General features: G+C 70.1%; 23 protein-coding genes and 3 tRNA genes. 13 read left to right on the plus strand and 13 right to left on the minus strand.

Translation table 11 applies throughout. The features are described 5' to 3' along the window. Positions 1-20: 20 nt before the first annotated feature. The gene (locus tag AC07FN_RS29470) at positions 21-1,664 is read right to left on the minus strand and encodes an ABC-F family ATP-binding cassette domain-containing protein (protein WP_478398540.1); all 1,644 of its coding nucleotides are present in this window, start codon (positions 1,662-1,664) and stop codon (positions 21-23) included. 221 nt (positions 1,665-1,885) lie between these two features. On the opposite strand from AC07FN_RS29470, the gene AC07FN_RS29475 reads away from it, so the two are divergent. After that, positions 1,886-2,596: a GTP pyrophosphokinase gene (locus AC07FN_RS29475; protein WP_478398541.1), complete on the plus strand. Its 711-nt coding sequence runs from the start codon at positions 1,886-1,888 to the stop codon at positions 2,594-2,596. A gap of 137 nt (positions 2,597-2,733) precedes the next feature. Here the strand turns inward: AC07FN_RS29475 and AC07FN_RS29480 are convergent. The 5 genes from AC07FN_RS29480 to AC07FN_RS29500 all read right to left on the minus strand — a co-directional run bounded on the left by AC07FN_RS29480 (position 2,734) and on the right by AC07FN_RS29500 (position 4,357). Further along, positions 2,734-2,807 (minus strand) — tRNA-Phe (locus tag AC07FN_RS29480). Between the two features lie 27 nt (positions 2,808-2,834). Further along, positions 2,835-2,911, minus strand: a tRNA-Asp gene (locus AC07FN_RS29485). 22 nt (positions 2,912-2,933) lie between these two features. Then, positions 2,934-3,006 (minus strand) — tRNA-Glu (locus AC07FN_RS29490). A gap of 316 nt (positions 3,007-3,322) precedes the next feature. Further along, the gene (locus AC07FN_RS29495) at positions 3,323-3,919 is read right to left on the minus strand and encodes a ScbR family autoregulator-binding transcription factor (protein WP_478398542.1); all 597 of its coding nucleotides are present in this window, start codon (positions 3,917-3,919) and stop codon (positions 3,323-3,325) included. Positions 3,920-4,117: 198 nt separating this feature from the next. After that, complete coding sequence (locus AC07FN_RS29500) at positions 4,118-4,357, minus strand: hypothetical protein (RefSeq protein ID WP_452613350.1); 240 nt, start codon at positions 4,355-4,357, stop codon at positions 4,118-4,120. Between the two features lie 245 nt (positions 4,358-4,602). Between AC07FN_RS29500 and AC07FN_RS29505 the strand changes: the two genes are divergently transcribed. Next, complete coding sequence (locus AC07FN_RS29505) at positions 4,603-4,824, plus strand: heavy-metal-associated domain-containing protein (protein WP_478398543.1); 222 nt, start codon at positions 4,603-4,605, stop codon at positions 4,822-4,824. Positions 4,825-5,089: 265 nt separating this feature from the next. Continuing rightward, positions 5,090-5,563, plus strand: coding sequence for a hypothetical protein (locus AC07FN_RS29510; protein WP_452613349.1), 474 nt, complete (start codon positions 5,090-5,092; stop codon positions 5,561-5,563). 316 nt (positions 5,564-5,879) lie between these two features. Here AC07FN_RS29510 and AC07FN_RS29515 read toward each other — a convergent pair whose 3' ends face one another. The 3 genes from AC07FN_RS29515 to AC07FN_RS29525 form a co-directional block, all read right to left on the minus strand. Further along, positions 5,880-7,037: an acyl-CoA dehydrogenase family protein gene (locus AC07FN_RS29515; protein ID WP_478398544.1), complete on the minus strand. Its 1,158-nt coding sequence runs from the start codon at positions 7,035-7,037 to the stop codon at positions 5,880-5,882. A gap of 3 nt (positions 7,038-7,040) precedes the next feature. Then, the gene (locus AC07FN_RS29520; protein WP_478398545.1) at positions 7,041-9,068 is read right to left on the minus strand and encodes an acetyl/propionyl/methylcrotonyl-CoA carboxylase subunit alpha; all 2,028 of its coding nucleotides are present in this window, start codon (positions 9,066-9,068) and stop codon (positions 7,041-7,043) included. Positions 9,069-9,278: 210 nt separating this feature from the next. Beyond that, positions 9,279-10,892 carry a carboxyl transferase domain-containing protein gene (locus AC07FN_RS29525; protein ID WP_478398546.1) on the minus strand — a complete coding sequence of 538 codons (1,614 nt, stop codon included), beginning with the start codon at positions 10,890-10,892 and terminating at the stop codon, positions 9,279-9,281. An 87-nt stretch (positions 10,893-10,979) separates the two neighbouring features. On the opposite strand from AC07FN_RS29525, the gene AC07FN_RS29530 reads away from it, so the two are divergent. Beyond that, complete coding sequence (locus tag AC07FN_RS29530; RefSeq protein ID WP_132489911.1) at positions 10,980-11,552, plus strand: SACE_7040 family transcriptional regulator; 573 nt, start codon at positions 10,980-10,982, stop codon at positions 11,550-11,552. A gap of 6 nt (positions 11,553-11,558) precedes the next feature. Here the strand turns inward: AC07FN_RS29530 and AC07FN_RS29535 are convergent, their stop codons facing one another. Continuing rightward, positions 11,559-12,941 (minus strand): MFS transporter, encoded by a 1,383-nt coding sequence (locus AC07FN_RS29535; RefSeq protein WP_478398547.1) that lies wholly within the window; start codon positions 12,939-12,941, stop codon positions 11,559-11,561. A gap of 83 nt (positions 12,942-13,024) precedes the next feature. Between AC07FN_RS29535 and AC07FN_RS29540 the strand changes: the two genes are divergently transcribed. The 3 genes from AC07FN_RS29540 (at position 13,025) to AC07FN_RS29550 (ending at position 16,080) form a co-directional block, all read left to right on the plus strand. After that, on the plus strand, positions 13,025-13,789 hold the full coding sequence (locus AC07FN_RS29540; RefSeq protein WP_478398548.1) for an AraC family transcriptional regulator: 765 nt from the start codon (positions 13,025-13,027) through the stop codon (positions 13,787-13,789). Positions 13,790-13,872: 83 nt separating this feature from the next. Next, the gene (gene ctaD, locus AC07FN_RS29545; RefSeq protein ID WP_478398549.1) at positions 13,873-15,591 is read left to right on the plus strand and encodes an aa3-type cytochrome oxidase subunit I; all 1,719 of its coding nucleotides are present in this window, start codon (positions 13,873-13,875) and stop codon (positions 15,589-15,591) included. A gap of 21 nt (positions 15,592-15,612) precedes the next feature. Beyond that, a complete protein-coding gene (locus AC07FN_RS29550; protein ID WP_478398550.1) occupies positions 15,613-16,080 on the plus strand; it encodes a MarR family winged helix-turn-helix transcriptional regulator in 468 nt (155 codons plus the stop codon). Between the two features lie 362 nt (positions 16,081-16,442). On the opposite strand, the gene AC07FN_RS29555 is transcribed toward AC07FN_RS29550, so the two are convergent. Further along, entirely contained in the window at positions 16,443-17,849 is a 1,407-nt protein-coding gene (locus tag AC07FN_RS29555; RefSeq protein WP_478398551.1) for an arylsulfotransferase family protein, read from the minus strand. A gap of 395 nt (positions 17,850-18,244) precedes the next feature. Between AC07FN_RS29555 and AC07FN_RS29560 the strand changes: the two genes are divergently transcribed. The 3 genes from AC07FN_RS29560 (at position 18,245) to AC07FN_RS29570 (ending at position 21,437) form a co-directional block, all read left to right on the plus strand. Further along, positions 18,245-19,453 carry an MFS transporter gene (locus AC07FN_RS29560; RefSeq protein ID WP_478398552.1) on the plus strand — a complete coding sequence of 403 codons (1,209 nt, stop codon included), beginning with the start codon at positions 18,245-18,247 and terminating at the stop codon, positions 19,451-19,453. Positions 19,454-19,583: 130 nt separating this feature from the next. Further along, positions 19,584-20,414 carry an aldo/keto reductase gene (locus tag AC07FN_RS29565; RefSeq protein WP_478398553.1) on the plus strand — a complete coding sequence of 277 codons (831 nt, stop codon included), beginning with the start codon at positions 19,584-19,586 and terminating at the stop codon, positions 20,412-20,414. Between the two features lie 138 nt (positions 20,415-20,552). Further along, positions 20,553-21,437, plus strand: a complete 885-nt coding sequence (locus AC07FN_RS29570; RefSeq protein ID WP_478398554.1) for a hypothetical protein — start codon at positions 20,553-20,555, stop codon at positions 21,435-21,437. A gap of 100 nt (positions 21,438-21,537) precedes the next feature. Here the strand turns inward: AC07FN_RS29570 and AC07FN_RS29575 are convergent, their stop codons facing one another. Both AC07FN_RS29575 and AC07FN_RS29580 read right to left on the minus strand, forming a co-directional pair. Then, on the minus strand, positions 21,538-22,683 hold the full coding sequence (locus AC07FN_RS29575) for an FAD-dependent monooxygenase (RefSeq protein WP_478398555.1): 1,146 nt from the start codon (positions 22,681-22,683) through the stop codon (positions 21,538-21,540). A gap of 212 nt (positions 22,684-22,895) precedes the next feature. Beyond that, positions 22,896-23,093, minus strand: coding sequence for a hypothetical protein (locus tag AC07FN_RS29580; protein ID WP_093269316.1), 198 nt, complete (start codon positions 23,091-23,093; stop codon positions 22,896-22,898). Between the two features lie 154 nt (positions 23,094-23,247). Between AC07FN_RS29580 and AC07FN_RS29585 the strand changes: the two genes are divergently transcribed. From AC07FN_RS29585 to AC07FN_RS29595, 3 genes are all read left to right on the plus strand, one after another. Continuing rightward, a complete protein-coding gene (locus AC07FN_RS29585; RefSeq protein WP_478398559.1) occupies positions 23,248-23,868 on the plus strand; it encodes a YigZ family protein in 621 nt (206 codons plus the stop codon). Between the two features lie 121 nt (positions 23,869-23,989). Further along, on the plus strand, positions 23,990-24,472 hold the full coding sequence (locus AC07FN_RS29590; protein ID WP_478398556.1) for a hypothetical protein: 483 nt from the start codon (positions 23,990-23,992) through the stop codon (positions 24,470-24,472). Next, positions 24,473-24,961 carry a hypothetical protein gene (locus AC07FN_RS29595; RefSeq protein WP_478398557.1) on the plus strand — a complete coding sequence of 163 codons (489 nt, stop codon included), beginning with the start codon at positions 24,473-24,475 and terminating at the stop codon, positions 24,959-24,961. The last annotated feature ends 107 nt before the right edge of the window (positions 24,962-25,068 follow it).

Here is a 25,068-nt window from a genome sequence, read left to right on the forward strand (position 1 = left end):
GACCAACACCGGGCAAACGCTCACCCCGCGAGCTCGGTGAGCTTCCCGTCCGCCATCTCCAGGCGGCGGTTTGTGCTCACCGCGTCGAGCATCCGGCGATCGTGGGTGACCAGCAGGAGCGTGCCGCCGTAGGAGTCCAGCGCCGACTCCAGCTGCTCGATCGCGGGCAGGTCGAGGTGGTTGGTCGGCTCGTCCAGCACCAGGAGGTTGACGCCTCGCCCCTGCAGCAGCGCCAGCGCGGCCCGGGTGCGCTCGCCGGGCGACAGCGTGGCGGCCGACCGCAGCACGTGGTCGGCTTTGAGGCCGAACTTGGCGAGCAACGTGCGGACCTCGGCGGTCTCGGTTTCCGGCACGGCCGCGCAGAACGCGTCGAGCAGCGACTCCGAGCCGTGGAACAGCGCGCGGGCCTGGTCGACCTCGCCGACGACGACGCCCGAACCGAGCGCGGCGGTCCCCGCGTCCAGCTGGATCCGCCCGAGCAGTGCGCCGAGCAGCGTCGACTTGCCCGAGCCGTTGGCCCCGGTGATCGCGACCCGGTCCGCCCAGTCGATCTGCAGCGTCACCGGCCCGAACGCGAAGTCGCCGCGCCGCACCTCCGCATCGCGGAGGGTCGCGACGACCGCGCCGGAGCGGGGCGCCGCGGCGATCTCCATCCGCAGCTCCCACTCCTTGCGCGGTTCCTCGACGACGTCGAGCCGCTCGATGAGCCGTTCGGTCTGCCGCGCCTTGGCGGCTTGCTTCTCGGTGGATTCGGAGCGGAACTTGCGGCCGACCTTGTCGTTGTCGGTGTTCTTGCGACGGGCGTTCTTGACGCCCTTCTCCATCCACCCGCGCTGCATGCGGCCGCGCGCCTCCAGCGCGGACTTCTTGTCGGCGTACTCCTCGTACGAGTCCCGCGCGTGCCTGCGCGCGACATCGCGTTCCTCCAGGTAGGAGTCGTAGCCACCGCCGTAGAGGTTGATCTGCTGCTGGGCCAGGTCGAGTTCGAGGACCTTGTTGACGGTGCGGGTGAGGAACTCGCGGTCGTGGCTGACGACGACGGTGCCGGCGCGCAGCCCGCGCACGAAGTCCTCCAGCAGTTCCAGGCCCTCCAGGTCGAGGTCGTTGGTCGGCTCGTCGAGGAGGAACACGTCGTAGCGGGACAGCAGGAGCGAGGCGAGCCCCGCGCGGGCGGCCTGGCCGCCGGACAGCGAGGTCATGGCCTGGTCGAGTTCGATGATCAGGCCGAGCGAATCCGCGACCCCTTCGGCGCGCTCGTCCAGGTCGGCGCCGCCGAGGTTCAGCCAGCGCTCCAGGCTCGCGGCGTAGGCGTCGTCGGCCCCGGGAGCGCCTTCCGCGAGGGCATCCGCCGCCGCATCCATCGCGCGCTGCGCCGCGGCGACGCCGGTGCGCCGGGCTAGGAACTGGGCCACCGTCTCCCCGGGCTTGCGGTCGGGCTCCTGCGGCAGGTATCCGACGGTCGCGGTGGGCGGGGAGAGCCGCAGCTCGCCCTGCTCCGGGTCGTCGAGCCCGGCGAGGAGCCGCAGCAGCGTGGACTTCCCGGCTCCGTTGGTGCCGACGAGCCCGATCACGTCGCCGGGCGCGACGACGAGGTCGAGCCCGGTGAACAGGGAGCGATTGCCGTGGCCGGCGGCGAGATTCGTGGCGACGAGAGTTGCAGACATCAGGTCGCCGAGAATAACAACCGGCGCTCGACACACCTGCTGCGAAGCGAAGAAGCTCTCACCATTGCAGATGGGGCTTCTTTCGTAGCTCTTCGCGGTGGCCAGGGCCGGGATCGAACCGCCGACCTTCCGCTTTTGCCCTCGCACCCCGCGTCTGAACGCGGGCTCGGTCGTCCAGTCCAGCCTAGGCTGGAGCCGAGCAGGCGGGGGGAGGAGCGTCGATGGGTCCCGGGGACAGATCATCGCGCGGTGGTTCACGCGGGTGGCCTTATCCGCAGCGCAGCGCCATCGAGCAGCTCGGCGACATGGACCGCGAAGACGCCCTCGCCTTCATGCGCCGGACCGGCGACCTGCTGATGGTGCACAAGTTCGGCGTCGACGAACTCATGACCAAGCTGCGGATCTGGAGCGAGGAGTTCGACTACGCCCACGAGCACGATCCGATCGAGCACATCTCCTCGCGGATCAAGCGCCCGGAGGCGATCGCGGCCAAGCTCGCCCGGCGCGGGCTGCCGGTCGACCCGGTGTCGGCCCGCGAACACCTCACCGACATCGCCGGCGTGCGCGTCGTGTGCCCGTTCATCTCCGACGTCTACCTCCTCCGCGATCTCATCCACCAGCACCAGATCGAGATCGTGCAGACCAAGGACTACATCGCAGCGCCGAAGCCGAACGGCTACCGCAGCCTGCACCTGATCATCAAGGTGCCGGTGCACCTGTCCGACCGCACCGAGCTGGTCGCCGTCGAACTCCAGCTGCGCACCATCGCGATGGACTTCTGGGCCGCAGTCGAGCACGAGCTGCTCTACAAGAGCGGCGGCGAGGTGCCGGAGAGCTTCGCCGCCGAGCTCAAGGCGGCTGCCGAGGCCGCTGCCGGGCTCGACGCTCAGATGTCTTCGCTGCACGAGCGCAGCGAGGGGACACCCGGTTAGGACTGACGTGCTGCGGACGTCCTTCGAAGCGACCTCGCCGACCGGCTGAACGCGTACTTCTGGACGGGCTGAGACGACAAGTGAGACGAAACAGCCCCCGCCGAAACCGGCGGGGGCTGTTTCGCAGCTCTTAGCGGTGGCCAGGGGCGGGGTCGAACCGCCGACCTTCCGCTTTTCAGGCGGACGCTCGTACCAACTGAGCTACCTGGCCGAAGCGTCGGCGCAATGCCGTTCGCCTTGGCGACCCAGACGGGACTCGAACCCGCGACCTCCGCCGTGACAGGGCGGCGCGCTAACCAACTGCGCCACTGGGCCATGCTCTATCTTCAGTTGTTCGTACCCCCAACGGGATTCGAACCCGCGCTACCGCCTTGAAAGGGCGGCGTCCTAGGCCGCTAGACGATGGGGGCTTGGCCGATTCGAAACCGACCCGGCCTTGCCTCCAACCGGCTTTCCCCTTTCGGAGCGCCCCGTTGGCAGTGATGAAAGCTTACGACACCCCTTCGCGGGCCCCGCAACGGGGGGTCCCTTAAACCGCGCACAGCCCTCGGACGTCGCCGATCCGGCACGGCCCGAAGCCCCACGATAGCCGTTCCACCTGCAGTTTTCATCGATCATGGAGGACCGCCGCCCGGCCGCGACAGCGGGCGCTCGGCAGCCTCCAGGGCTCACCCGGGAGCTCAAAACACGACAAACGGGATCAATCGAAAACTTGTGATCCACGCCTCAGGGTTGGCCGGTCAGTTCAACGTCCGCGCGCCAGCCGTCCCGGGCGACTCCGGCGAGCACCACGCGCCAGATCTCCTCGAAGCGATCGACCAGCCCTTCTGGCTCGTCGCCGACCGTGTGCGCGCCCACCAGCGCCGCGTAGAGAACCCGCGCCGCTTCCGCCGGATCGACTCCAGGGCGCAGCTGCCCCGCCTCGGTCGCCTTCACCACCAGCTCGCAGATCGCCTCGTACCAGCCGTCGGACTCCGCGCCGATCCGATTGCAGGCCAGCAGCATGCCGGCCCGCAGGACGACGTCGCGCTCCAGCCTGCGGGCGGCTTCCGAGGTCAGGCCGACCAGCGTCGACAGCGGGTCCAGGGCGCGGCCGGACCACCGCCGCTGCATCGCCGTCAGGTTCAGCAGGTACTGCTGGGCCAGCGCCTCGGCGACCGCCTCCTTGGCCGTGAAGTGGAAGTAGAAGGCGCCCTTGGTGGTACCGGAGCGCCGCAGGACCGAGCTCAGCGTGGCGGCTTCGTAGCCGATCAGGTCGAACTCCTCCGCCGCGGCGGCCAAGATGGCGCGGCGCGTGAGCTTGGCCCGATGCTGCTGGGGCATGGCGCGACTCCGGCACGAAGAGGGCGTCCGGGATCCGCCGCCCGAGCGACGCGGTCCACGAACGGTTGATCAACTACGCCACCGGAAGTTACCTCGAATCCGGCCGGTCCGCGCGCCGGGCGCGGCGTGGTGCCGGCTCGCCGGAGACCTCCCGACGAGCCCACCGAAGCACGACGCGGCGGCGCGGCCGACGCCCGGCTAGCGGACGACCGGCGGCTGCCCGTCATCGTCCGGTGCCAATCCCAGCATGTCCAGCAGGAGCTTGCAGTCCTCGGCGTTCTCCGCACTGCGGGCGACCGCCATCCTGGCGCGGTGCACCTGCTCCGACGAGATCCGCGAGGGCTCACCGGCGCGCGGCACGGGCACCGCGGACGGCTGCCGCGAGGTCCCGTCGTCCTGCTGCCACAAGAAATTGCGTACGTCCAGCGACCCGTACATGACGCCTCCCCGGCCTCGGGTTCCGGGCGCAGGTTATCCACAGGTTGTCAACAGCCGCAGCCCCCCAGAGAGTGATTTACCTTCGACGGAGAGTAATCATTCGGCGGTCCTCGATCCACTTCGGATATTGGTCGCGCCGCACCCGCCGGGGCTGCCCCCGCCTGGGCCGTCCACACTGGACGTTCGGGACAGTTGCGGCGGTATCCGCATCCGGTCGTGGCAGGAAGTGCCAGGAGGGAACTCGCATGAGCAATCAGACGTTCACGGTGGGCGGCATGACGTGCGGCCACTGCGCCAGGTCGGTCACCGAGGAGCTTTCGGAGCTGCCCGGCGTCAGCGACGTGCAGGTCTCGGTGGAGAACGGCCAGGTGTCCGTGACCAGTGCCCAGCCGCTCACCCTGGAGGCCGCGACCGCGGCGATCACCGAAGCCGGCTACGCGATCACGGACTGGCCGAGCCCGAACTGAGCCGGTACCACCTCGGATCGTTGCGCAGGACCGCCGTCCGGTCCTCGTCCGACGGTGCCGGACGCACGAATCATGCGTCGAAGGCTCCCCACCACGACCTACGACGTGTCACAATCGGGTCGCTGACACACCCCCGGTCAGCACCTGTGGAGATCCCCTCCGGCCCCCGCGCACTCCCCCTGGCGCGGGGGCCCTCCGCGTTTCCGGGCCAGTGAGAGGGCTCACAGCGATTCGCGCGCCGCAACACAACCGTTATCGTGGGCCGGTGGCTCTAGGACGAACCAAGACCAGCAGGCGGCAGCAGAAGCCCGCCGAGCCGGCCGAACCGGATCATGAGTTCGAGTCGTACCTGGCTGCGCTGGCCCCGGAGGAGAACGTCGAGTCCACCGGGTCCGGACGCCGCTTCGGCGGCTCCCAGGTCTACCAGCTGCGGCTGCCGCTGATGGCCAACGAGCGCCTCCGGGAGCTCGCGGTCAAGCAGGGCACGTCGCCCGCGGCGCTGGCCCGGGACTGGGTGATGCAGCACCTCGCCGAGGTCGAAGCCGAGCAGGAATCGTTCGGCCAGGCGCCGGGCGGCCAGGCCCCGATGGGTCAGGCACCGGACGGCTACGGGCCCGTGTGGCCCGGCGAGGAGACCCAGCAGGACTTCCGGCCCTTGCCCGAGTACGGCGACCAGGCCGGTTACCCCGGCATCGAGCAGACCGACGAGATCACCGTGCCGCAGAAGCGGTTCCGCTGATCCCTCCGACCGACCGAACCGAACAACCCCGACCGATGACGTACCGGCCGGCGGAGGCAACCCCCCGAAGCCTCCGCCGGCCGTCTTCGTTCCCGGCTCCGCGCCGCCAGGACGAAGTGGGATTTCGTCTTTGAAGCGGCGCAGCCGCTTAGCCCACCCTCGCAACTCGCACCGCCGCGGGTTCTCAGGCGTCGCCTGGCGAGGACAGCCCCGATGCCGTGTATTGGACATACATAAATCGGGGATCCCACAGCCAGGCGGCGCCTGAGGTTCCGCTACATGCACCGCCACGCAAAATGAGTCTGGAAGCTTCTGATCACGCCGGGAGGCCCAGCTCTCGGGCGATCAGCATTCGCTGGACTTCGCTCGTGCCTTCGCCGATCTCCAGGATCTTGGCGTCCCGGTAGAAGCGGCCGACCGGGGTCTCGTTCATGAAGCCGTAGCCGCCGAAGATCTGCGTGGCGTCCCGGGCGTTGTCCATCGCCGCGTTCGACGAGGCGAGCTTGGCGATCGCGGCCTGCTTCTTGTACGGCTCGCCGCGCAGCATCCGCGACGCCGCGTCGTAGTAGGCCAGGCGCGCGGTGTGCGCGCGCAGCTCCATGTCGGCGACCTTGAACTGCATCGCCTGGTACTCGCCGATCTTCCGGCCGAAGGCCTCGCGTTCGCCCAGGTAGCGCAGGCATTCGTCGACGCAGCCCTGGGCGAGGCCGACGCCGACCGCGGCGATCGCGACCCGGCCCTCGGTGAGCGTGGCGAGGAACTGGGCGTAGCCGCGGCCGCGCTCGCCGAGCAGGTTCGAGGCGGGCACCCGGCAGTCGTCGAAGGACAGCGCGTGGGTGTCGGAGGCGTTCCAGCCGACCTTCGAGTACTTCTTCGCGACGGTGAAGCCCGGCGTGCCGGCGGGCACGATGATCGTGGAGATCTCCTTGCCGCCATTGGACTTCTGCCCGGTGACGGCGGTGACCGTGACGAGGCCGGTGAGATCGGTGCCGGAGTTGGTGATGAACGCCTTCGAGCCGTTGATCACCCAGTGGTCGCCGTCGAGCACCGCCGTGGTGCGGGTGCTGCCCGCGTCGGAGCCGCCGCCCGGCTCGGTGAGGCCGAACGCGCCGAGGATCTCCCCGGCCGCCAGCCGGGGCAGCCAGGTGCGCCGCTGCTCGTCGTCGCCGAACCGGTAGATCGGCATGACGCCCAGCGAAACCCCGGCCTCCAGGGTGATCGCGACCGACGAGTCGACCCGGGCGAGCTCCTCCAGGGCCAGGCACAGCGCGAAGTAGTCGCCGCCCATGCCGCCGTGCTCCTCGGGCACCGGCAGCCCGAACAGGCCCATCCGGCCCATGGTCTGCACCAGCGGGTACGGGAATTCCTCGCGTTCGTAGTAGTCGCCGATGACCGGCGCGACTTCCTTGCGGGCGAAGGTCTGCACGCTCTCGCGCAGGGCTTCGTGCTCTTCGCTGAGCCGGTGGTCCACCATCGATCAGGCCTCCTCTTGAGCGGCGAGGACAGCCAGCGGCTGGTCGAGTCCGACCGACTGCCCCTTCCTGGCGTGCACTTCGGCGACTACGCCGTCGATCGGCGCGGTGACGGTGTGTTCCATCTTCATCGCCTCCACCACGAACAATCTCTGTCCACTCTGGACTTCTTGGCCCGGGCTGACGTCGGCGACCAGCACCGTGCCGGGCATCGGGCTGGTCACCACGCCGTCCGACCGGCCGCCGCTGCCACCCCGGTCGGCGAGCATCCGGTGCTCGGCGAGCGCCCAGGTGCGGCCGTCGGCGGCGAGCCAGGTGGTGCCGTCGACGTGCGCGTACCGGTAGCGGCGGGTGCGGCCCCGGTAGGTGACGGTCAGCTCGTCGCCGTGCGCCTCGACCGAGGCCCGGTGGGCGGTTCCTCCTGGCGCAGTTTCAATTGAAACTTCGGCGTCACGGGACCGGCCGCGCAGGCGGATGGCGACCTCGTCGGGTGTTCCGGCGAAGCGCCAGGTGCTCCAGGCGGGCTCGCCGAGCCGCCAGCCGTCGGTCACGTCCCACGGGTCGACGACCTGGTCGGTCGGTTCACCCGCGAGCAGCCGCTCCAGGGCTGCGGCGACGTAGGCGTCGTCCGGCGTCGTATTGCTCTCCGCGATGAGTTCGGTCAGGTCGCGCTCGACGAGCCCGGTGTCGAGGCGGCCCGCCAGCACGTCTTCGTGCCTCAGCAGCGCGCGGAGGAACGCGACGTTGGTGTGCAGGCCGAGGACCGCCGTGTCGGCCAGCGCGGCGTCCAGGCGGCGCAGCGCGTCGGCCCGGCTCGGCGCCCACGCGATGACCTTGGCCAGCATCGGGTCGTAGTCCGAGCCGACGCGCCCGCCTGCTCGCACCCCGGAATCGACCCGCACTCCGGGGCCGGAGGGCTCGTGCACGGCGAGGACGTCGCCGCCGGTCGGGAGGAAGTTGCGGGCCGGGTCCTCGGCGTAGACCCGCGCCTCCACCGCGTGGCCCTCGATCGACAGGTCCTCCTGCGCCCACGGCAGCGGCTCGCCCGCGGCGACCCGGACCTGCTGTTCCACGAGGTCGACGCCGCGGTGCCCGCCGACCGCGGTGACCAGCTCGGTCACCGGGTGCTCGACCTGCAGGCGGGTGTTCATCTCCATGAAGAAGAACTCGTCCGGCCGGTCCGCAGAGACGATGAACTCGACGGTGCCCGCCCCGACGTAGCCCACCGAGCGGGCGGCGTCGACGGCCGCGCCGCCGATGCGGGCCCTGGTTTCGGCGTCCAGCAGCGGCGACGGGGCTTCCTCGATGATCTTCTGGTGCCGCCGCTGCAGGCTGCACTCGCGCTCGCCGAGGTGCACCACGTTGCCGTGCGCGTCCGCCAGCACCTGGACCTCGATGTGCCGCGGGCGGGACACGAAGCGCTCGACGAACAGCGTGTCGTCGCCGAACGCCGACCGCGCCTCCCGGCGCGCCGAGGCGATCTGATCGTCCAGTGCGGACTCGTCGTGGATCAGCCGCATGCCCTTGCCGCCGCCACCCGCGGAGGGCTTCAGCAGCACCGGAAACCCGATCTCGATCGCGGCCGCGTGCAGGTCGGCGTCGGTCATGTCCGGCTCGCTGCGGCCGGGCACCACCGGGACGCCGGCGGCGGAAACCGTTTGCTTGGCGCGGATCTTGTCGCCCATCGAATCGATCGCCGAGGCCGGCGGGCCGATGAACTCGATGCCCGCCTTCGCGCACGCCTCGGCGAAGCCCGCGTTCTCGGCGAGGAAGCCGTAGCCGGGGTGGATCGCCTGGGCCCCGGTGCCGCGCGCGGCGTCCAGGATGCGTTTGACGTCCAGGTAGCTCTCGGTCGCCGGGCTCGGTCCGATGTGGACGGCGGTGTCGGCCTCGGCGACGTGCCGCGCGCCGCGGTCGGCGTCGCTGAACACCGCGACGGAGCGGATGCCCAGCCGCCGCAGCGTCCGGATCACGCGCACCGCGATCTCGCCCCGGTTCGCCACCAGCACCGTGTCGAAGTGCCGCATCGTCATCCCTTCGCCTTGCCGAACGGCAGGATCGCAACGTTCTGCCTGGTCAGTGCCCGTGCGTGTTTTGGAGTGCTATAGCGCTCCAAAACACTCACGAGCTCTTTGTCCTTGAAGCGGCGCAGCCGCTTAACCCACCCTCGCAACTCGCACCGCCGCGGGTTCTGAGGTTCCGCCACCCGCACCGCCACGCAAAGCGAGCCGCTCATTGGAAGATCACATCCGGAATACGCCGTAGGAGACCGGTTCCAGGGGCGCGTTGGCGGCCGCCGAGATCGCCAGGCCCAGGACCGTCCGGGTCTGCTTCGGGTCGATCACGCCGTCGTCCCACAGCCTCGCCGTCGCGTAGTACGGGTGGCCCTGGTGCTCGTACTGGTCGCGGATCGGCTGCTTGAACGCTTCCTCGTCCTCGACCGGCCATTGCTCGCCGCGGGCGTCCAGCTGGTCGCGGCGCACCGTCGCCAGCACCGACGCCGCCTGCTCGCCGCCCATCACCGAGATCCGGGCGTTCGGCCACATCCACAGGAACCGCGGCGAGTACGCCCGGCCGCACATCGAGTAGTTGCCCGCCCCGAAGGAGCCGCCGATGACGACGGTGAACTTGGGGACCCGGGCGCAGGCCACCGCGGTGACCATCTTCGCGCCGTGCTTGGCGATGCCGCCCGCCTCGTACTCCTTGCCGACCATGAACCCCGAGATGTTCTGCAGGAACACCAGCGGGATGGACCGCTTGTCGCACAGCTCGATGAAGTGCGCGCCCTTGAGCGCCGACTCGCTGAACAGGATCCCGTTGTTGGCGATGATGCCGACCGGGTGCCCGTGGATGCGGGCGAATCCGGTCACCAGCGTCTGGCCGTAGTCGTGCTTGAACTCGGCGAACCGGCTGCCGTCGACGATCCGCGCGATCACCTCGCGCACGTCGTACGGGGTGCGGCTGTCGGTCGGCACCGCGCCGTAGAGCTCGTCGGGGTCGACCGCCGGCGCTTCGACCGGCGCGACGTCCCAGGGCCGGGGCTCGCGGGGGCCGAGCGTGCTGACGATGGAGCGGACGATGCGCAGCGCGTCCGCGTCGTCGACGGCGAGGTGGTCGGTGACGCCGGAGGTGCGCGAGTGCAGCTCGCCGCCGCCGAGCTCCTCGGCGGTCACCTCGGCCCCGGTCGCGGCCTTCACCAGCGGCGGACCGCCCAGGAAGATGGTGCCCTGCTCGCGGACGATCACCGCCTCGTCGCTCATCGCCGGGACGTAGGCGCCGCCCGCGGTGCACGAGCCCAGCACGGCGGCGATCTGCGGGATGCCGCGGGCCGACATCGTGGCCTGGTTGTAGAAGATCCGGCCGAAGTGCTCGCGGTCCGGGAACACCTCGTCCTGCCTGGGCAGGAACGCGCCGCCGGAGTCGACCAGGTAGAGGCACGGCAGGTTGTTGTGCAGCGCGACTTCCTGCGCGCGCAGGTGCTTCTTCACCGTGACCGGGTAGTAGGTGCCGCCCTTGACGGTGGCGTCGTTGGCCACGACCACGCATTCCCGCCCGGACACCCGGCCGATGCCGGTGATGATGCCCGCCGACGGCGCTTCGTCGTCGTACAGGCCGTGCGCGGCCATCGGCGAGAGCTCCAGGAACGGCGAGCCGCGGTCGAGCAGCGCGTCGACCCGGTCGCGGGGCAGCAGCTTGCCCCGTTCGACGTGCCGGATGCGGGCCTTCTCCGGCCCGCCCAGCCGGGCGCGGCCGAGCTGGGTGTTGAGGTCGTCGACGAGTTTCGCGTGCTGCTCGGTGTAGCGGGCGAACTCCGCCGAGTCCGGGTCCACGGCCGTGCGCAGGGCGGGCGCATCCATGCGGGGGCACCTTCCACCGGGAGTTAGTCATCGTTAACGCGACCGATGTTAACGATGACTAACGGCTTGCGTCTAGTATCGACGCTGATGTCCACCGATGCAGCCAAGCCGTCCCGCCGCGAGCAGATCCTCACCGCCGCGGCGGAGAAGTTCGCGCGCTCCGGCTTCCACGGCGTCGGCATCGACGACATCGGCGCCGCCGTCGGCATCTCCGGCCCCGGCCTGTACCGGCACTTCCGCAGCAAGGACGCGATGCTCGCGGAGCTGCTCACCGGCATCAGCGACCGGCTGCTGCTCGGCGGCCAGGACCGGGTGGGCGCCGCCGCGGACCCGCGCGACGCGCTGGACCGGCTCGTGCGGTGGCACGTCGAGTTCGCGCTGGCCAACCCGGCGCTGATCACCGTGCACATGCGCGACCTGGACAGCCTCGCCGAGACCGACCGGCACAAGGTCCGCGAGCTGCAGCGCAGCTACGTCGAGGTCTGGGTGGACGTGCTGTGCCAGGTCCGGCCGGACCTGGACCGCCCGACCGCGCGCGCCGCCGCGCACGCGGTGTTCGGCCTGATCAACTCGACGCCCTACAGCGCCCACCTGGACGCCGAAGCGATGTCCCGGCTGCTGCACCGGATGGCCCTCGCCGCCATCGAGAACGCTGCCTGAGCAGGGTCACGCGCGGAAGCCCTTCCCGAGCAGTGCGGCGACGAGCAGCGCGCCGAAGGCGAGGAGCGCGGCCGCGACGGTGAGCGCCAGCGAGAAACCCGCCGACGGATCGGCGGTCTGGGCGCGTGCGGCCATGGCGACCAGCACTGCCACTCCCACCGCGCCGCCGACCTGCTGGACGGAGCTCAAGATGGCCGAGCCGAGACCGGCGTCCTGCTCGGTGGTGCCCTCGACCGCGGCGATCGCCAGCGCGGGATTGCCCAGGCCGCATCCGAGGCTCGTGATGAGCATGCCGGGCAGCACGACCGTCGCGTAGTCGTCGCCCGGCGCCACGCCGGCCAGCAGGAGCAGGCCGACCGCGCCGATCAGGAATGACGCGACGAGCGTCCGGCGCATCCCGAACCTGAGCACCGCGCGGGACGAGAGCCACAGGCCGGTGAGCATGCCTGCGGCGTAGGGCGAGTAGGCGAGACCCGCCGTCAGCGGCGGATAACCGAGCACGGTCTGCAGGTGCACCATCAGCAGGAAGGCCATCGCGAAGAAGGCGGCGGAGAACAGGAACGACGCGCAGTTGGCCACCGCGCGGATGCGGACGGCCAGGAACGACAACGGCACGAGCGGTTCAGCAGTGCGGGCCTCGACCGCTACGAACAACACCGCCAGCACGACGGCGATGACGAGGGGGCCGACGGCGGCGATGTCGTCCCACCCCGACTCCGCGGTCTGGATCAGGCCGTAGACCAGGGACACGAGGGCGCCGGTGCCCAGCACCGCGCCCGGAACGTCCACTCGTCCCGGCCGGCCTGCCCGGCTCTCCGCGACGAGGCGCGGGAGCAGCACGAGGGCCGCGACCGCGATCGGCAGGTTGATCAAGAAGATCCAGCGCCAGGACGCGAGACCGGTCAGCGCGCCGGAAATCACCAGGCCCGCCGTGCCGCCCAGCCCGGCGATGCCGCCCCAGATGCCGAGCGCCCTGGCGCGCTCCGCGGAACCCGGGAACAGCAGCGTGATCAGCGCCAACGCGGCCGGGCTCGCCATGGCCGCGCCCGCGCCCTGGGCGAATCGTCCGGCCACGAGCTGCCAGGGCTCCTGCGCGATCCCGCAGACGAGGCTCGCCGCGCCGAACAGCGCCACGCCGCTCAGGAAGACACGTCGGCGGCCGAACAGGTCGGCCGCGCGGCCGAACAGCAGCAGCAGTCCGCCGAAGGCGACGAAGTACGCGTTGACGACCCAGGTCAGGCCCGCGGCGCTGAAGCCGAGGTCGTCCCGGAGGCTGGGCAGCGCGACGCTCACCACGGTGTCGTCCAGGACGAGCATGAACTGTACGAAGCACAGCACCACCAGGGCCGGCCCGCCGTCGCGGCGCTCCTGGCGATGATCAATCGGCATGCCACGACGCTATGCAGCGGCCAACCCGTCCGCTATGCGCTACCAGGCCGAATGATGTCGCGCTGAGGACATAGGCTGGCGGCATGGCCGAGGCAATCACGGGCGCCGTCCCACCCGGAGTCGGGGCGATCGTCGTCGGCAACTTCCCGCTGTCGTCGGGGCAGTGGTTCGAGGAGCACAGCCATCCGCAGCACCAGCTGGCCTGGACCCGGCGCGGCGTGCTCGGCGTGGCCGTCGGGGACGTCCACTGGGTCCTGCCGCCCACCCTGGCGCTGTGGCTGCCCGCCGGGGTCGTGCACCGGACCGGCACGACCCGCGATGCGGTGCTGAGCAGCCTCTACTTCGAGCCGGACCGGTGCGCCCTCGACTGGGCCGAACCCACTCCGGTCGGAGTGGACGGGCTGCTCGCGCAGCTGATCGCGTACCTGGGCCGCGACGATCTCGCCGATGACGCGCGGCTGCGCGGCGAGGCGGTGGTGTTCGACCTGCTGCGCCCCCTGCCCACCACGCCCATCGATGTGCCGCGCCCCGTCGACGAACGCGTCCGCGCCGTGGCGGATGCGCTGCTCGCCGACCCCGCGGACCAGCGGGGCATGGAAGCGCACGCCCTGGCCGCCGGGGTGAGCCGCCGCACCCTGACGCGGCTTTTCGTCCACGACACCGGCATGTCCTTCGACCGCTGGCGCACCCACGCGCGGCTCCGCGCCGCACTGGCCCTCCTCGCCGAGGGCCAGCCGGTCTCCCGGGTCGCGCACGCCGTCGGGTACGCGACGCCGAGCGCGTTCCTCGCCGCGTTCAAGCGCACCGTCGGGACGTCTCCGAGCCGCTACCTCGGCGGCGATGCCTAGCCCTGCCGATTGCGGGTGGTCGGAGGCGGGGTGAGACTGGGTTGGTTCCGGCCCCGACTCTCGCGATGCCGCAGGAGACGAGCATGGCCACCGTCAGGATCGAACCCACCCACGTTCCGACCCGGTCGCGCACCACGCCGCGACCGGTCAAGGGCAGGCACCTGGTCCCGTGGCTGCGCACCACCGATCCCAAGGACATCGGGATCCTCTACCTGATCGCCTCGTTCTTCTTCTTCATCGCCGGCGGCTCGATGGCGATGCTGATCCGCGGCGAACTCGCCGCGCCCGGCCTGCAGTTCCTCTCCCAGGAGCAGTACAACCAGCTGTTCACCATGCACGGCACGATCATGCTGCTGCTGTTCGCCACGCCCATCGTGTTCGGCTTCGCCAACGTCGTGCTGCCGCTGCAGATCGGGGCGCCGGACGTGGCGTTCCCGCGGCTGAACGCGCTGTCGTTCTGGCTGTTCCTGTTCGGCGGGCTGATCGTGCTGAGCGGGTTCCTGCTGCCGGGCGGCGCCGCCGACTTCGGCTGGACCGCCTACGCGCCGCTGTCGCGCGGGATGTTCAGCCAGGGGCCGGGCGGCGACGTGTGGGCGGCCGGACTGATCCTCAGCGGGGTGGGCACGATCCTGAGCGCCGTCAACATGATCACCACGCTGGTCTGCCTGCGCTGCCCCGGCATGACGATGTGGCGGATGCCGATCTTCTGCTGGAACATCCTGGCCACCAGCCTGCTGGTGCTGATGGCGTTCCCGATCCTGGCCGCCGCGCTGTTCGGGCTCCTGGTCGACCGGCACCTCGGCGGGCACGCGTTCGACCCGGCCAACGGCGGCGCCATCCTGTTCCAGCACCTGTTCTGGTTCTTCGGCCACCCCGAGGTCTACATCGTGGCGCTGCCGTTCTTCGGCATCGTCACCGAGATCCTCCCGGTGTTCAGCCGGAAACCGCTGTTCGGCTACACCGGCCTGGTGTTCGCCACGCTGATGATCATGGGGCTGTCGATGATCGTGTGGGCGCACCACATGTTCGCCACCGGCGCGGTGCTGCTGCCGTTCTTCTCGTTCGCGACGTTCCTGATCGCGGTGCCGACCGGGATCAAGTTCTTCAACTGGATCGGCACGATGTGGCGCGGGCAGCTGACCTTCGAGACGCCGATGCTGTTCTCGGTCGGGTTCCTGCTGACGTTCCTGCTGGGCGGGCTGACCGGCGTCATCCTCGCGGCGCCGCCGCTGGACTTCCACATCACCGACACCTACTTCGTGGTCGCGCACTTCCACTACGTGCTGTTCGGGACGATCGTGTTCGCAGTGTTCGCCGGGGTGTACTTCTGGTTCCCCAAGATGACCGGCCGGATGATGGACGAGCGGCTGGGCAAGCTGCACTTCTGGCTGACCTTCGTCGGGTTCCACACCACGTTCCTGGTGCAGCACTGGCTGGGCGCCGAAGGGATGCCGCGGCGCTACGCCGACTACCTGGCCTCCGACGGCTTCACCACGCTGAACATCGTGTCGAGCATCGGCGCGTTCGTGCTGGGCGCCTCGATCCTGCCGTTCCTGTACAACGTCTTCACCAGCTACCGGTTCGGCGCGGTGGTCGAGGTGGACGACCCGTGGGGGCACGGGAACTCGCTGGAGTGGGCCACGTCCTGTCCGCCGCCGCGGCACAACTTCACCGCGCTGCCGCGGATCCGCTCGGTCCGGCCCGCGTTCGAGCTGCACTACCCGCACATGGTCGAGCGCATGGACCGGGAGGCGCACGCCAGCCTGCGGCCCGGCACGAAGGAAGAATCGTTCGGTTCGTGAACGATTCTGTACAGTGTTCGCGTGGCAGCAGACCTTCCCGCGCTCGGTGTTTCGTTCCTGCTCACTCAGCTGGGCGCGCACGCCACGGCGAAGTTCGCCGCCCGCGTCGGCGAGCTCGACCTGACCCCGCCCCAGGTGGGCATGCTGCGGATGATCGCCGCGCAGCCGGGCCTGAGCCAGCAGGCGCTGGCCGGGAACCTCGGGATGCTGCCGAGCAAGGTCGTCACGTTCGTCGACGAGCTGGAGGGCCGCGGCCTGGTCACCCGCACCCGCAGCACCCGCGACCGCCGGGTCCACGAGCTCACCCTCACCGAGGAGGGGACCGAGCTGCTGGGCGAGGTCCACGCGGTGGCGGCCGAGCACGAGGCCGACTTCTGCCAGGCCCTCGACCGCGACGAACGGACCCGGCTCAAGTCCCTCCTGGAGCGCCTGGCGAACAGCCACGACCTGACGCCCGGAGTCCACCCCGGCTACCGCACCATCCGCTGACGCACCGGCGCACTACCCCACCCCGACAAAACCCGAACCCGAGAACGCGCTTCCAGCCCACATCCCTCCCCTCCCCTGCTCCCCCCTGCTCCCCCTACTCTCCTGCTCCCTTCCCCTCGCGCTTCTCCCTCGCGCTCCTCCTCCGCCCCCTGTGCCGGTACCGGAATCCCGCAATTTCAATGGAAATCAGAGGTCCGATTTCCATTGAAATTGCGGTGAGTTGTCCACAAGCGTCGGCGTGTCGGGGTGCGACACGCCGATGATCCGCAAGTTCCATTGAAATTGGAGGTTCGATTTCAATGGAAATTGCGGGACACCGGGCACCGGACACTGGGCTGGAGAGGTGGGCTGTGGGGGTTAGGTCATTCGGCTTGGGCCGGTTTGGAGCGGGCTAGGACCTGGCCGCCGGCGTCGAGGGCTTCGACTGCCGCGAAGGCTTCTGGGGCCGGTAGCGCAGCTTCGGTTTCGAAGCCGGTCCTCTGCACTTCGGTGATCGGCCGGAGTTGGTCCGGGGCCGGGCCCGCCAGGATCCTCCAGGCTCGGACTTCAGTGGCTCCGTTCCAGCTCGCGTACACCGTCGCGACGCCGTCCGCTTCGCGCAACGCCGCCACCGGCGGCTCGGTGGGCGCTCCGGTCCAGCCCAGCCGGAAGGCCCGGTAGGAGGGCATGCCGTCGCCGAACGAGCCGTGCAGCGCCACCGCCCCGCTCCCGTCGAACTCGGTGAACTGCGGCTGCGAGCCCCAGCCGACGAAGCTGTTGCCGCCCGGCAGCACCTGGTGGTCGCCCTGGCTGACGCTGGTGCCGCCGCCGGGGTGCGGGAAGTCCCGCGCCAGCCGGGCGGTGCGCGCTTGCTGGTCGACGTCCAGCACGATCGCCCGCGACACCGGGCCGGGCTCGCTGGCCGCGTTGTCGAACAGGCTCATGGTTCCGTCGGGCAGCCAGCGCGCGTCGTGCTGCCTGGCGAACGCCGCGTCCGGATCGACCGCGAAGTCGCTGCGGCTGCCGCCGAGCCGCCACTGCACCTCGCCGGTGGCGCGGTCCAGCAGGTACAGCGCGTCGGTGTGCCGGGCGGAGATCAGCAGGTTGCCCGCCGAGTCCTCGGTGATCGAGTTGAGGTGGATGTAGTCGTACGGCGCGGCGGGGTCTTCCGGCAGCGGCGCCGTCGACTCCTCCGGCGCAACGTGGTCGAGGCTGCGCCAGTCGAACAGCACCTCGCCGGTGGCAATGTCGATCTCCTGCACGACGCCTTCCACGACGGGCCGCTCCCGCTGCACCGTGTGGTAGGCGATGATCAGCGCGGTGTCGCGCGGCGTGATGACCATCTCGTGCAGGTCGGCGCGCAGCCCGCCGCCCGCGTCGACCTTGCCGATCTCCCGGTAGGAGCGGTCGCGGATGACGTACTCGCCCTCGCCGTAGCCGGGGTGCGGCGCGCCCTGCCACCAGGTGAGCACCGGCTCGCCCCGGTAGGTCTGCGCCTTGAAGTCCATTGTGAACAGTCCGGCGCCGTCGCCGACCGGCTCGGACCATACCGGTTGCCCGGCGTCATCGATGATCATCGGCCCGCTCTGGGCGGCGGTGCCGTGGGGCGCGAGGAAGATGTAGCCGGGCTCGGTTCCGTTCGCCGGGGTGTCGATGCGCACCACCGGCGGGTTCAGGTCCGGCCTGGTGACGAAGCGGTGCGGTTCCGGCGGCGCGGCGACGCCGGGCGTGGCGGCCGCCACCAGCAGCGCCAACGTCGACGTCATGACCGCGAGGACTTTCGAGCGCATCGGACCTCCGTCCACCTGGGGATCGGTCCGAGAGCTATCACCGATCGACGGGCGGCCGACAGCCTGTTGCGAAAAGTTTCCACGTTTTGTTCTTTGCCAGAGTGCACAACGCGACCACTCCCCGGATGTGCACCGCGCACCGATTCAGGTCCATTGTGGATGGATGGTTTTCCTTGCCTGCTCGGCCGAACGAGCGGTTTCCGACGTGGCGCGGTTCATAACCGCTTCGGGAACAGCGGGGTGCCGGACTACTGTTGAACACGTCTGGGGAGCGCCACCGACAGTCGACTTCCTGAATCGTTCTCGAAGACCGGAATGCGACGCGCACCGCCGTGCGCCCGACCGGCGAGGACGCCAAGACCCAGTCCGGCACGTTCGTTTCAGGGGAGACTTCCTTGCCCATTGCCCTGTTGGCCCTGGCCATCGCCGCATTCGGGATTGGAACGACCGAGTTCGTGATGATGGGCCTGCTGCCCGAGGTCGCCACCGATCTGCAGGTGTCGATCCCCGACGCCGGCGGCTACATCTCGCTGTACGCGCTCGGCGTGGTGATCGGCGCACCGCTGCTGACCATGCTGGGCATGCGGTTCAAGCGCAAGACGATGCTGCTGAGCATGCTCGTGCTGTTCACCGTCGGGAACCTGTGCTCGGCGTTCGCGCCGACCCACGAGCTGCTGCTCGGCGCCCGGTTCCTCGCCGGCCTGCCGCACGGCGTGTTCTTCGGCATCGGTGCCGTGGTCGCCGCGAGCCTGGTCGCCACCGACAAGCGCGCGCAGGCCATCTCGATGATGTTCATCGGCCTCACCGTGGCGAACATCGTCGGCGTCCCGGTCGGCACGCTGCTCGGCCAAGCGCTCGGCTGGCGCTGGGCGTTCGGCCTGGTCGCGGTCATCGGCGTGGTCGCGCTGGCCGCGGTCGCGGCGCTGGTGCCCGACCAGCCCAAGCCCACCGACGTCAGCGTGCGCGGCGAGCTGCGCGCGTTCCGCCGCCCGCAGGTCTGGCTGGCGTTCGCGGTCGTGGTCTTCGGCTTCGCCGCGACGTTCTCCTTCTACAGCTACATCAAGCCGGTGCTGACCGACGTGACCGGCTACTCGCCGACCGCGGTCACGCCGCTGCTCGCGCTGTTCGGCGTCGGCATGACCGTGGGCACCGCGGTCGGCGGACGGCTCGCCGACAAGGCCCCGATGAAGACGCTGTACGTCTTCCTCGGCGCGCTGGCAGCATGCCTGGCGCTGTTCGTGGTGACCGCGCACAGCGCGGTGCTGGCGCCGGTCACGGTGTTCCTGATCGGCGCGACCGGGTTCGCGGCGATCCCCAGCATCCAGGCGCGGATCCTCGACCAGGCCAAGGAGGCGCCGGCGCTGGGCTCGGCGAGCATCCAGTCGACCTTCAACATCGCCAACTCGCTGGGCGCCTACCTCGGCGGCGTGGTGATCGCGGCCGGCCTCGGGCTGACCGCGCCGAGCTGGGTCGGCGCCCTGCTCGCGGTGGTCGGCCTGGGCTTCGCGCTGGTCTCCGGCTGGCTCGACCGGCGGCCGCAGCGGGCCGGGGCGACCGCCTCGCACCGCGCCGCGCAGCCCACCGAGTCGGTCGAGGTCGGCTGAGGCTTCCCGCAGAACAGATCGGCTAGCCGGGGCCGACCGCACCTAATACGGTGACCGCAGGGCGGACACCAGCCCGTGAACGCGGATTCGCGGGGCGAACCATCCGACATCGGCGGAGGAAAACACCCACATGACACAGGTTCCGAACATCACGCTGAACACCGGTGCACAGATGCCGCAGCTGGGCTACGGCGTCTTCCAGGTCCCGGCCGACCAGGTCGTCGAGCCGGTGCGGGCGGCGCTGAAGGCCGGGTACCGCAGCATCGACACGGCCGCGGTGTACGGCAACGAGGAAGGCGTGGGCAAGGCGATCGCCGAATCGGGCCTCAAGCGCGAGGAACTGTTCGTGACCACGAAGCTCTGGAACGACTCGCAGGGCTACGACAGCACGCTGAAGGCCTTCGACGAGAGCCTCGCCAAGCTCGGGCTCGACCACGTCGACCTGTACCTGATCCACTGGCCGGTGGCGCCCAAGGACAAGTACGTGGAGACCTGGAAGGCCTTCCAGCAGCTGCACGCCGACGGCCGGGCCAAGGCGATCGGCGTGTCGAACTTCCAGATCCCGCACCTGCGCCGGCTGTTCGAGGAGACCGACGTGGTGCCCGCGGTCAACCAGATCGAGCTGCACCCGAACCTGCCGCAGGCCGATCTGCGCGCGTTCCACGCCGAGCACGGCATCGCCACCGAGGCGTGGAGCCCGCTGGGCCAGGGCAAGGGCCTGCTGGACGACGCCGCGCTGGCCGCGCTGGCCGAGAAGTACGGCAAGAGCCCGGCGCAGATCGTGCTGCGCTGGCAGATCCAGCTCGGCAACATCGCGATCCCGAAGTCCGTCACGCCGTCGCGGATCAAGGAGAACCTCGAGGTCTTCGACTTCGAGCTCGCCGACGACGACGTCGCGGCCATCACGGCGCTGAAGACCGGCGTGCGCGTCGGACCCGACCCGGACGTCTTCGGCAGCTGACCCGCAACTCGAAGGCCCTCCTCGCCGGTCGGCGGGGAGGGCTTCTTGCTGCGCGGAGAACTCCGACGAACGGCCGTTGACGCGGTGCGACGGCGGCCGAAAGATCGACGCAGGGTTCCAATCTCTTGGAGGTTTTCCGTGCACAGGTCTCTCGTCGGCGCCGTTTCTCTCGCGCTCGTGCTCGCGTCGCCGGGCGCCGCGACGGCCGCGCCGGATCAGGCGGACTGGCAGCTGGTCGGCGACGGGATCAAGTCCGGGATCAGCGGGATCGCGCTCGTCGACGCCACGCCCGAAGCGACCGAGGCGATCATCGTCCGGGACAACAAGGAGGACGGCGAGAACCGGGCGTCCTGGCTGTCGCTGCGGCAGGGGCAGGTCATCGGCGCCGAACCGCTGGACTGGCGGGGCGAGGTGCCGGTCGACCTGGAGGCGATCGACGCGATCCCCGGTGCGCCCGGCGAGTACATCGCGCTGGCCAGCGACGGAAGCGCCTTCCACGTCCGGATCGACCGCGGCGGCGCCACCGTCCTGGGCACCTTCGCGCTGCCCGACCGCGCCGACGACGAGAACTACGAGGGCTTCGGCCTGATGGCGGCGGAGGGCCGGCTGTTCGCGGTCTGGGCCGAGCGCGGCGAGGACGACCGGCCCGCGACGCTGCGCGCAGCCGAGTTCGACAAGGAGCGCCTGGAGTTCGGCGATGCTCAGGCGCAGGAGTTCCGCGCGCCGTACCCGACGAAGGACGTGCGGCACGTGTCGGACCTGAAGCTGCGCGCGGACGGCCGGATCGTGGTGTCCTCGGCGTCCGACTCCGGCGACGACGGGCCGTTCGACTCCGCCGTGTTCGCCGCCGGAACGCTCACCTTCGACGGCGGCGAGCCGCGCCTGACCATCGACCAGGAGCCGGAGCGGCTCGGCGAGTTCCCCGGGCACAAGATCGAGGCGCTGAACGAGGTCGGCGGCTGCCTGCTGCTGGGCAGCGACGACGAGAACGCCGGAGGCTCGGTCCTGACGCCCGGGAGCTGAGTCGATTGAGAGGCGGGGTGAGTCAACGGCCTGTTCACCTCGCCAAACGAGACGAACGGTCCGTTCACCTCACATCAGCCAGCGGGGATGCGGAGCGAGGTCAGGCGGCCTGGATGCTGGGGCGGGCCAGGCGGAGGACGTCGCTACCGGAGCGCAGCGACGCCACCTGGCTGCGGGTCGCCAACCACCTCGGGAACTTCGCCAAGCGCTGCAGCGGCGTGCTGCGCTGCGCCGATGTCAGCGCCGCGGTGCGCGACACCTTCAGCGCGCGGGGACGGCGCTCCTGCTCGTAGGCGCGCAGCAGCTCCGCCGGTTCCCTGTCGACAACGGACAGGAACTGGGTGAGCAGCCAGGCGTCTTCCAGCGTCTGGTTGGCCGCTTGCGCCACGGCGGGCGGCATCGCGTGCACCGCGTCGCCCAGCAGCGTGCTGCGCGGGCCGCCCCAGACCTGCGGCACCTTGTGCCGGATGTGCGGGAAGAACCCCAGGTCGTCGTCGGTGACCGAGGCCAGCAGCGCCTCGACAGGATCGGGCCAGCCGCGGAAGGCCCGCTGCAGCTCGGCGACGGACAGCACCGGATCGCCGTCCTTCCAGGGCATGTCGAACCACCAGTGCAGCAGCCCGTCGCCGGTCGGGATCAGGCCGCAGTGCGCGTAGCGGCCGGCGATGTTGAGCGTCTGGTGGCCGTGCGCGACAGGGAGGTCGCTGCGGGTCAGGCCCTGCCAGCTGGCCCAGCCGGTAGGCCGCGCCGGTTCGCCGCCCAGCACCTCGCGGCGCACCACCGAGCGTTGCCCGTCGGCGCCGATCAGCAGGTCACCGGTGGCCGAGCTGCCATCGGCGAACTGGACGACGACGTGGTCCGGGTGCTCGGTGACGCCGACGCAACGGCGGCCGAAGTGCAGCACGCCCGGCGGCAGCGCGGCGGCCATCTCCGCGATCAGCTCGCGGCGCGGGATCTGCACCGTGGGCGACCCCAGGCGCTCGGTGACCTCGCCGAGATCGGCCTCCCAGAGCAGCCGGCCGGATTCGGTGACCGAGCGGAGGCTGTGCAGCCGGTGACCGGCCGGTTCGATGTCGACGCCGAGGCCGCGCAGCGCCGCGGTGCCGTTGCTCCACACCGTGATGCCCGCACCCGTGGTGCGCAGGGCGTCCGCGTGCTCGAAGATCTGCACGTGGTGGCCCTTGCCGATCAATCCGTTGGCGATGGCGAGTCCCCCGACTCCGGCCCCGATCACGAGAACCCGCATCGTCTCCATCCGTCGTCCCGACGTCGGTTTTCAACGACGATTTTATCGACTCGACCGGAAGTACCGAATTGTCCTTGCTCACACCGCGTGCCCGCAGGAATCGATCAAGGAATCCGTTTCACCTGGTCAAGAGCCCGGGAGACATGTGGAGATCCGCCAGCAGACCGGCGGCCCACGGGTTGACAACGCTGCTCCAGCGGCCGGGGATGCCGTCAGGCCGCTTCCAGGAATCTCCCCGCGACCAGGCCGGGCTCGTCGCCTCCGTCGAACCGCACCCACAGGACGGGACCGTCGAAGACCTCCGGAAGACCGGTGGCGGTCTCCACCACCGTGCCGACCTGATCACGGAACCGGCCGAACGTGGCGCGCACCCGCACGCCTGGTTCAAACGGGCTCGATGACTGCTCCATGAGGGGGGACGTTACGTGCCCGCGGGCCGCAACGGAAATCGCCTCCACCCCGAGCCTCCATCGCCGCGCTGACCTGCACTGTTACCGGAGTGGGAGGATGGACGGGGAGGACCGCCGCGCGGCGGTGAGCGGCATCACCTGGCGAAGGGGACGGATGCGGACGATCAAGCGGCCGGGCGAGCACGAGCTGGAGGTCAAGAAGTCCCGCTTCCTGTGTGCGCTGGCGCGGGTCACCAGCGAGGCCGAGGCCCGGGAGTTCATCCAGCAGCGACGCAGGCTGCACCACGACGCGCGGCACCACTGCTCCGCGTTCGTCCTCGGCGACGCCGGCGAGTTCCAGAAGTCCAGCGACGACGGAGAGCCGGCGGGCACCGCGGGCGTGCCGATGCTGGAAGTGCTGCGCCGCAACGAGATCACCAACTCGGTCGCCGTGGTGACCCGCTACTTCGGCGGGGTGCTGCTCGGCGCGGGCGGCCTGGTGCGCGCCTACGGCGGCGCGGTGTCGGCGGCGCTGGACCACGTCGGCCTGGTCGAACGCCGCCCGGTCCGCGTCGTCGAGACCACAGTGGACTACCTGCTGGCCGGGAAGCTCGACAACGATCTGCGTTCGGCCGGCCACCAGGTGGCCGACACGGACTACCAGGAAGAGGTCCGCTTCCGCATCAACGTCCCGGAGTCCGAAGTGGACGCATTCCGGACCTGGCTGGCGGCGGCCACCGGCGGCGCCGCCGAAGCAGAACTCGGCGACCTCGGCTACGCCGAGGTCGACATCTGATCGCTTACCGCCATTCGGCCTAATACTTTCTATGGTTTAGGCCACGAGTTTTGGGCGGATTTTCCCGTTGCTGATCGGCTAGCGTCGTTGCGCGCCGTGCAAGAGCGGTTACGGGGGGATCATGAGTTCATCGGCGTCCATTGCGGACGCGCCACCACTGGTGCGCGAAGCGCTCCGGTTCCGGCGGAGCATGCAGCGCCCGGAAGATCTGGTGGCCACTTTCCGCAGCGCCGACGTCTGCCTGGAATGCGTGTCCGACCCGCCGACCGTGCCGGTCGTGCACGTGGACGGGATTCCGTGGCTCCCGGTGTTCTCGGATCTGCGGTACTTCTCGGAATACCGGCGGCAGCGCGGCGAAGGCGACCTGGCGGCCGAGTACCTGGTGCTCACCGGAGCCCGGCTGCTGGACGGATACCTGCCGGGCATGCCGCAGGGCACGAGCCTGCTGCTGGATCCGCTTCAAGAGCACTCCGTGACGCTGCCCGCGCTGCGCGGAATCCTGGCCGAATCGATCGCAGTGGATCGCAACCGGCCGGATCGCCCGGTGTCTTCGCAGTCTCCGTACGAGAAACCCGTCAAGCGTGCTTGGGGAGGGACGCTGTAAGTGGGTAACGATGGATTCCGCGTCGATCTGGCGGCGCTGCAGCAAGCGTCGCAAGGCGTCAACGACGCCATCGCCGCGTTGGAGAACGAACTTCCGTGGCCCGTGAAGAAGATGGGCAACGACGGCCACGGCGTCACCATGATGAACCTCGACGCGGAGCAGTCCGGGTCGGCGCTGGTCACCGAGGCGCTGAAGAGGTTCTGCGGCCGGTGGGAATACGGGGTGAAGTTCCTGGTCGAGGAAGGTGCCGCCGCGGCATCGGCGCTGACCGATACCCGCTCCGAGTACGAGAAGATGGAGCAGGCGGCGATCGACGCCTTCAAGAAGGTCCTGGGCGCCGGGTTCGACAACCCCACCGCCGATCTGAACGCCGCCCCGCAGAAGTCGTTCGCGCAGTTCGGGGTCGACATCGCGCCGGAAGGCATGCCGCAGCAAGCCGCCTCGCACGTGTTGAACCAGGCGGGCTACAACACCAAGGTGGACGGCTGATGGCGCCGGACCTCACAGCCCGAACCGGCAGCATCCGCCTGCACGGCAAGGGCGACGAAGTCCACAACGTCCCGCTGCCCGCCGTCGCGCGCCAGCGCCTGTCCGCC

Source organism: Saccharopolyspora sp. NPDC045941 (assembly GCF_056431445.1).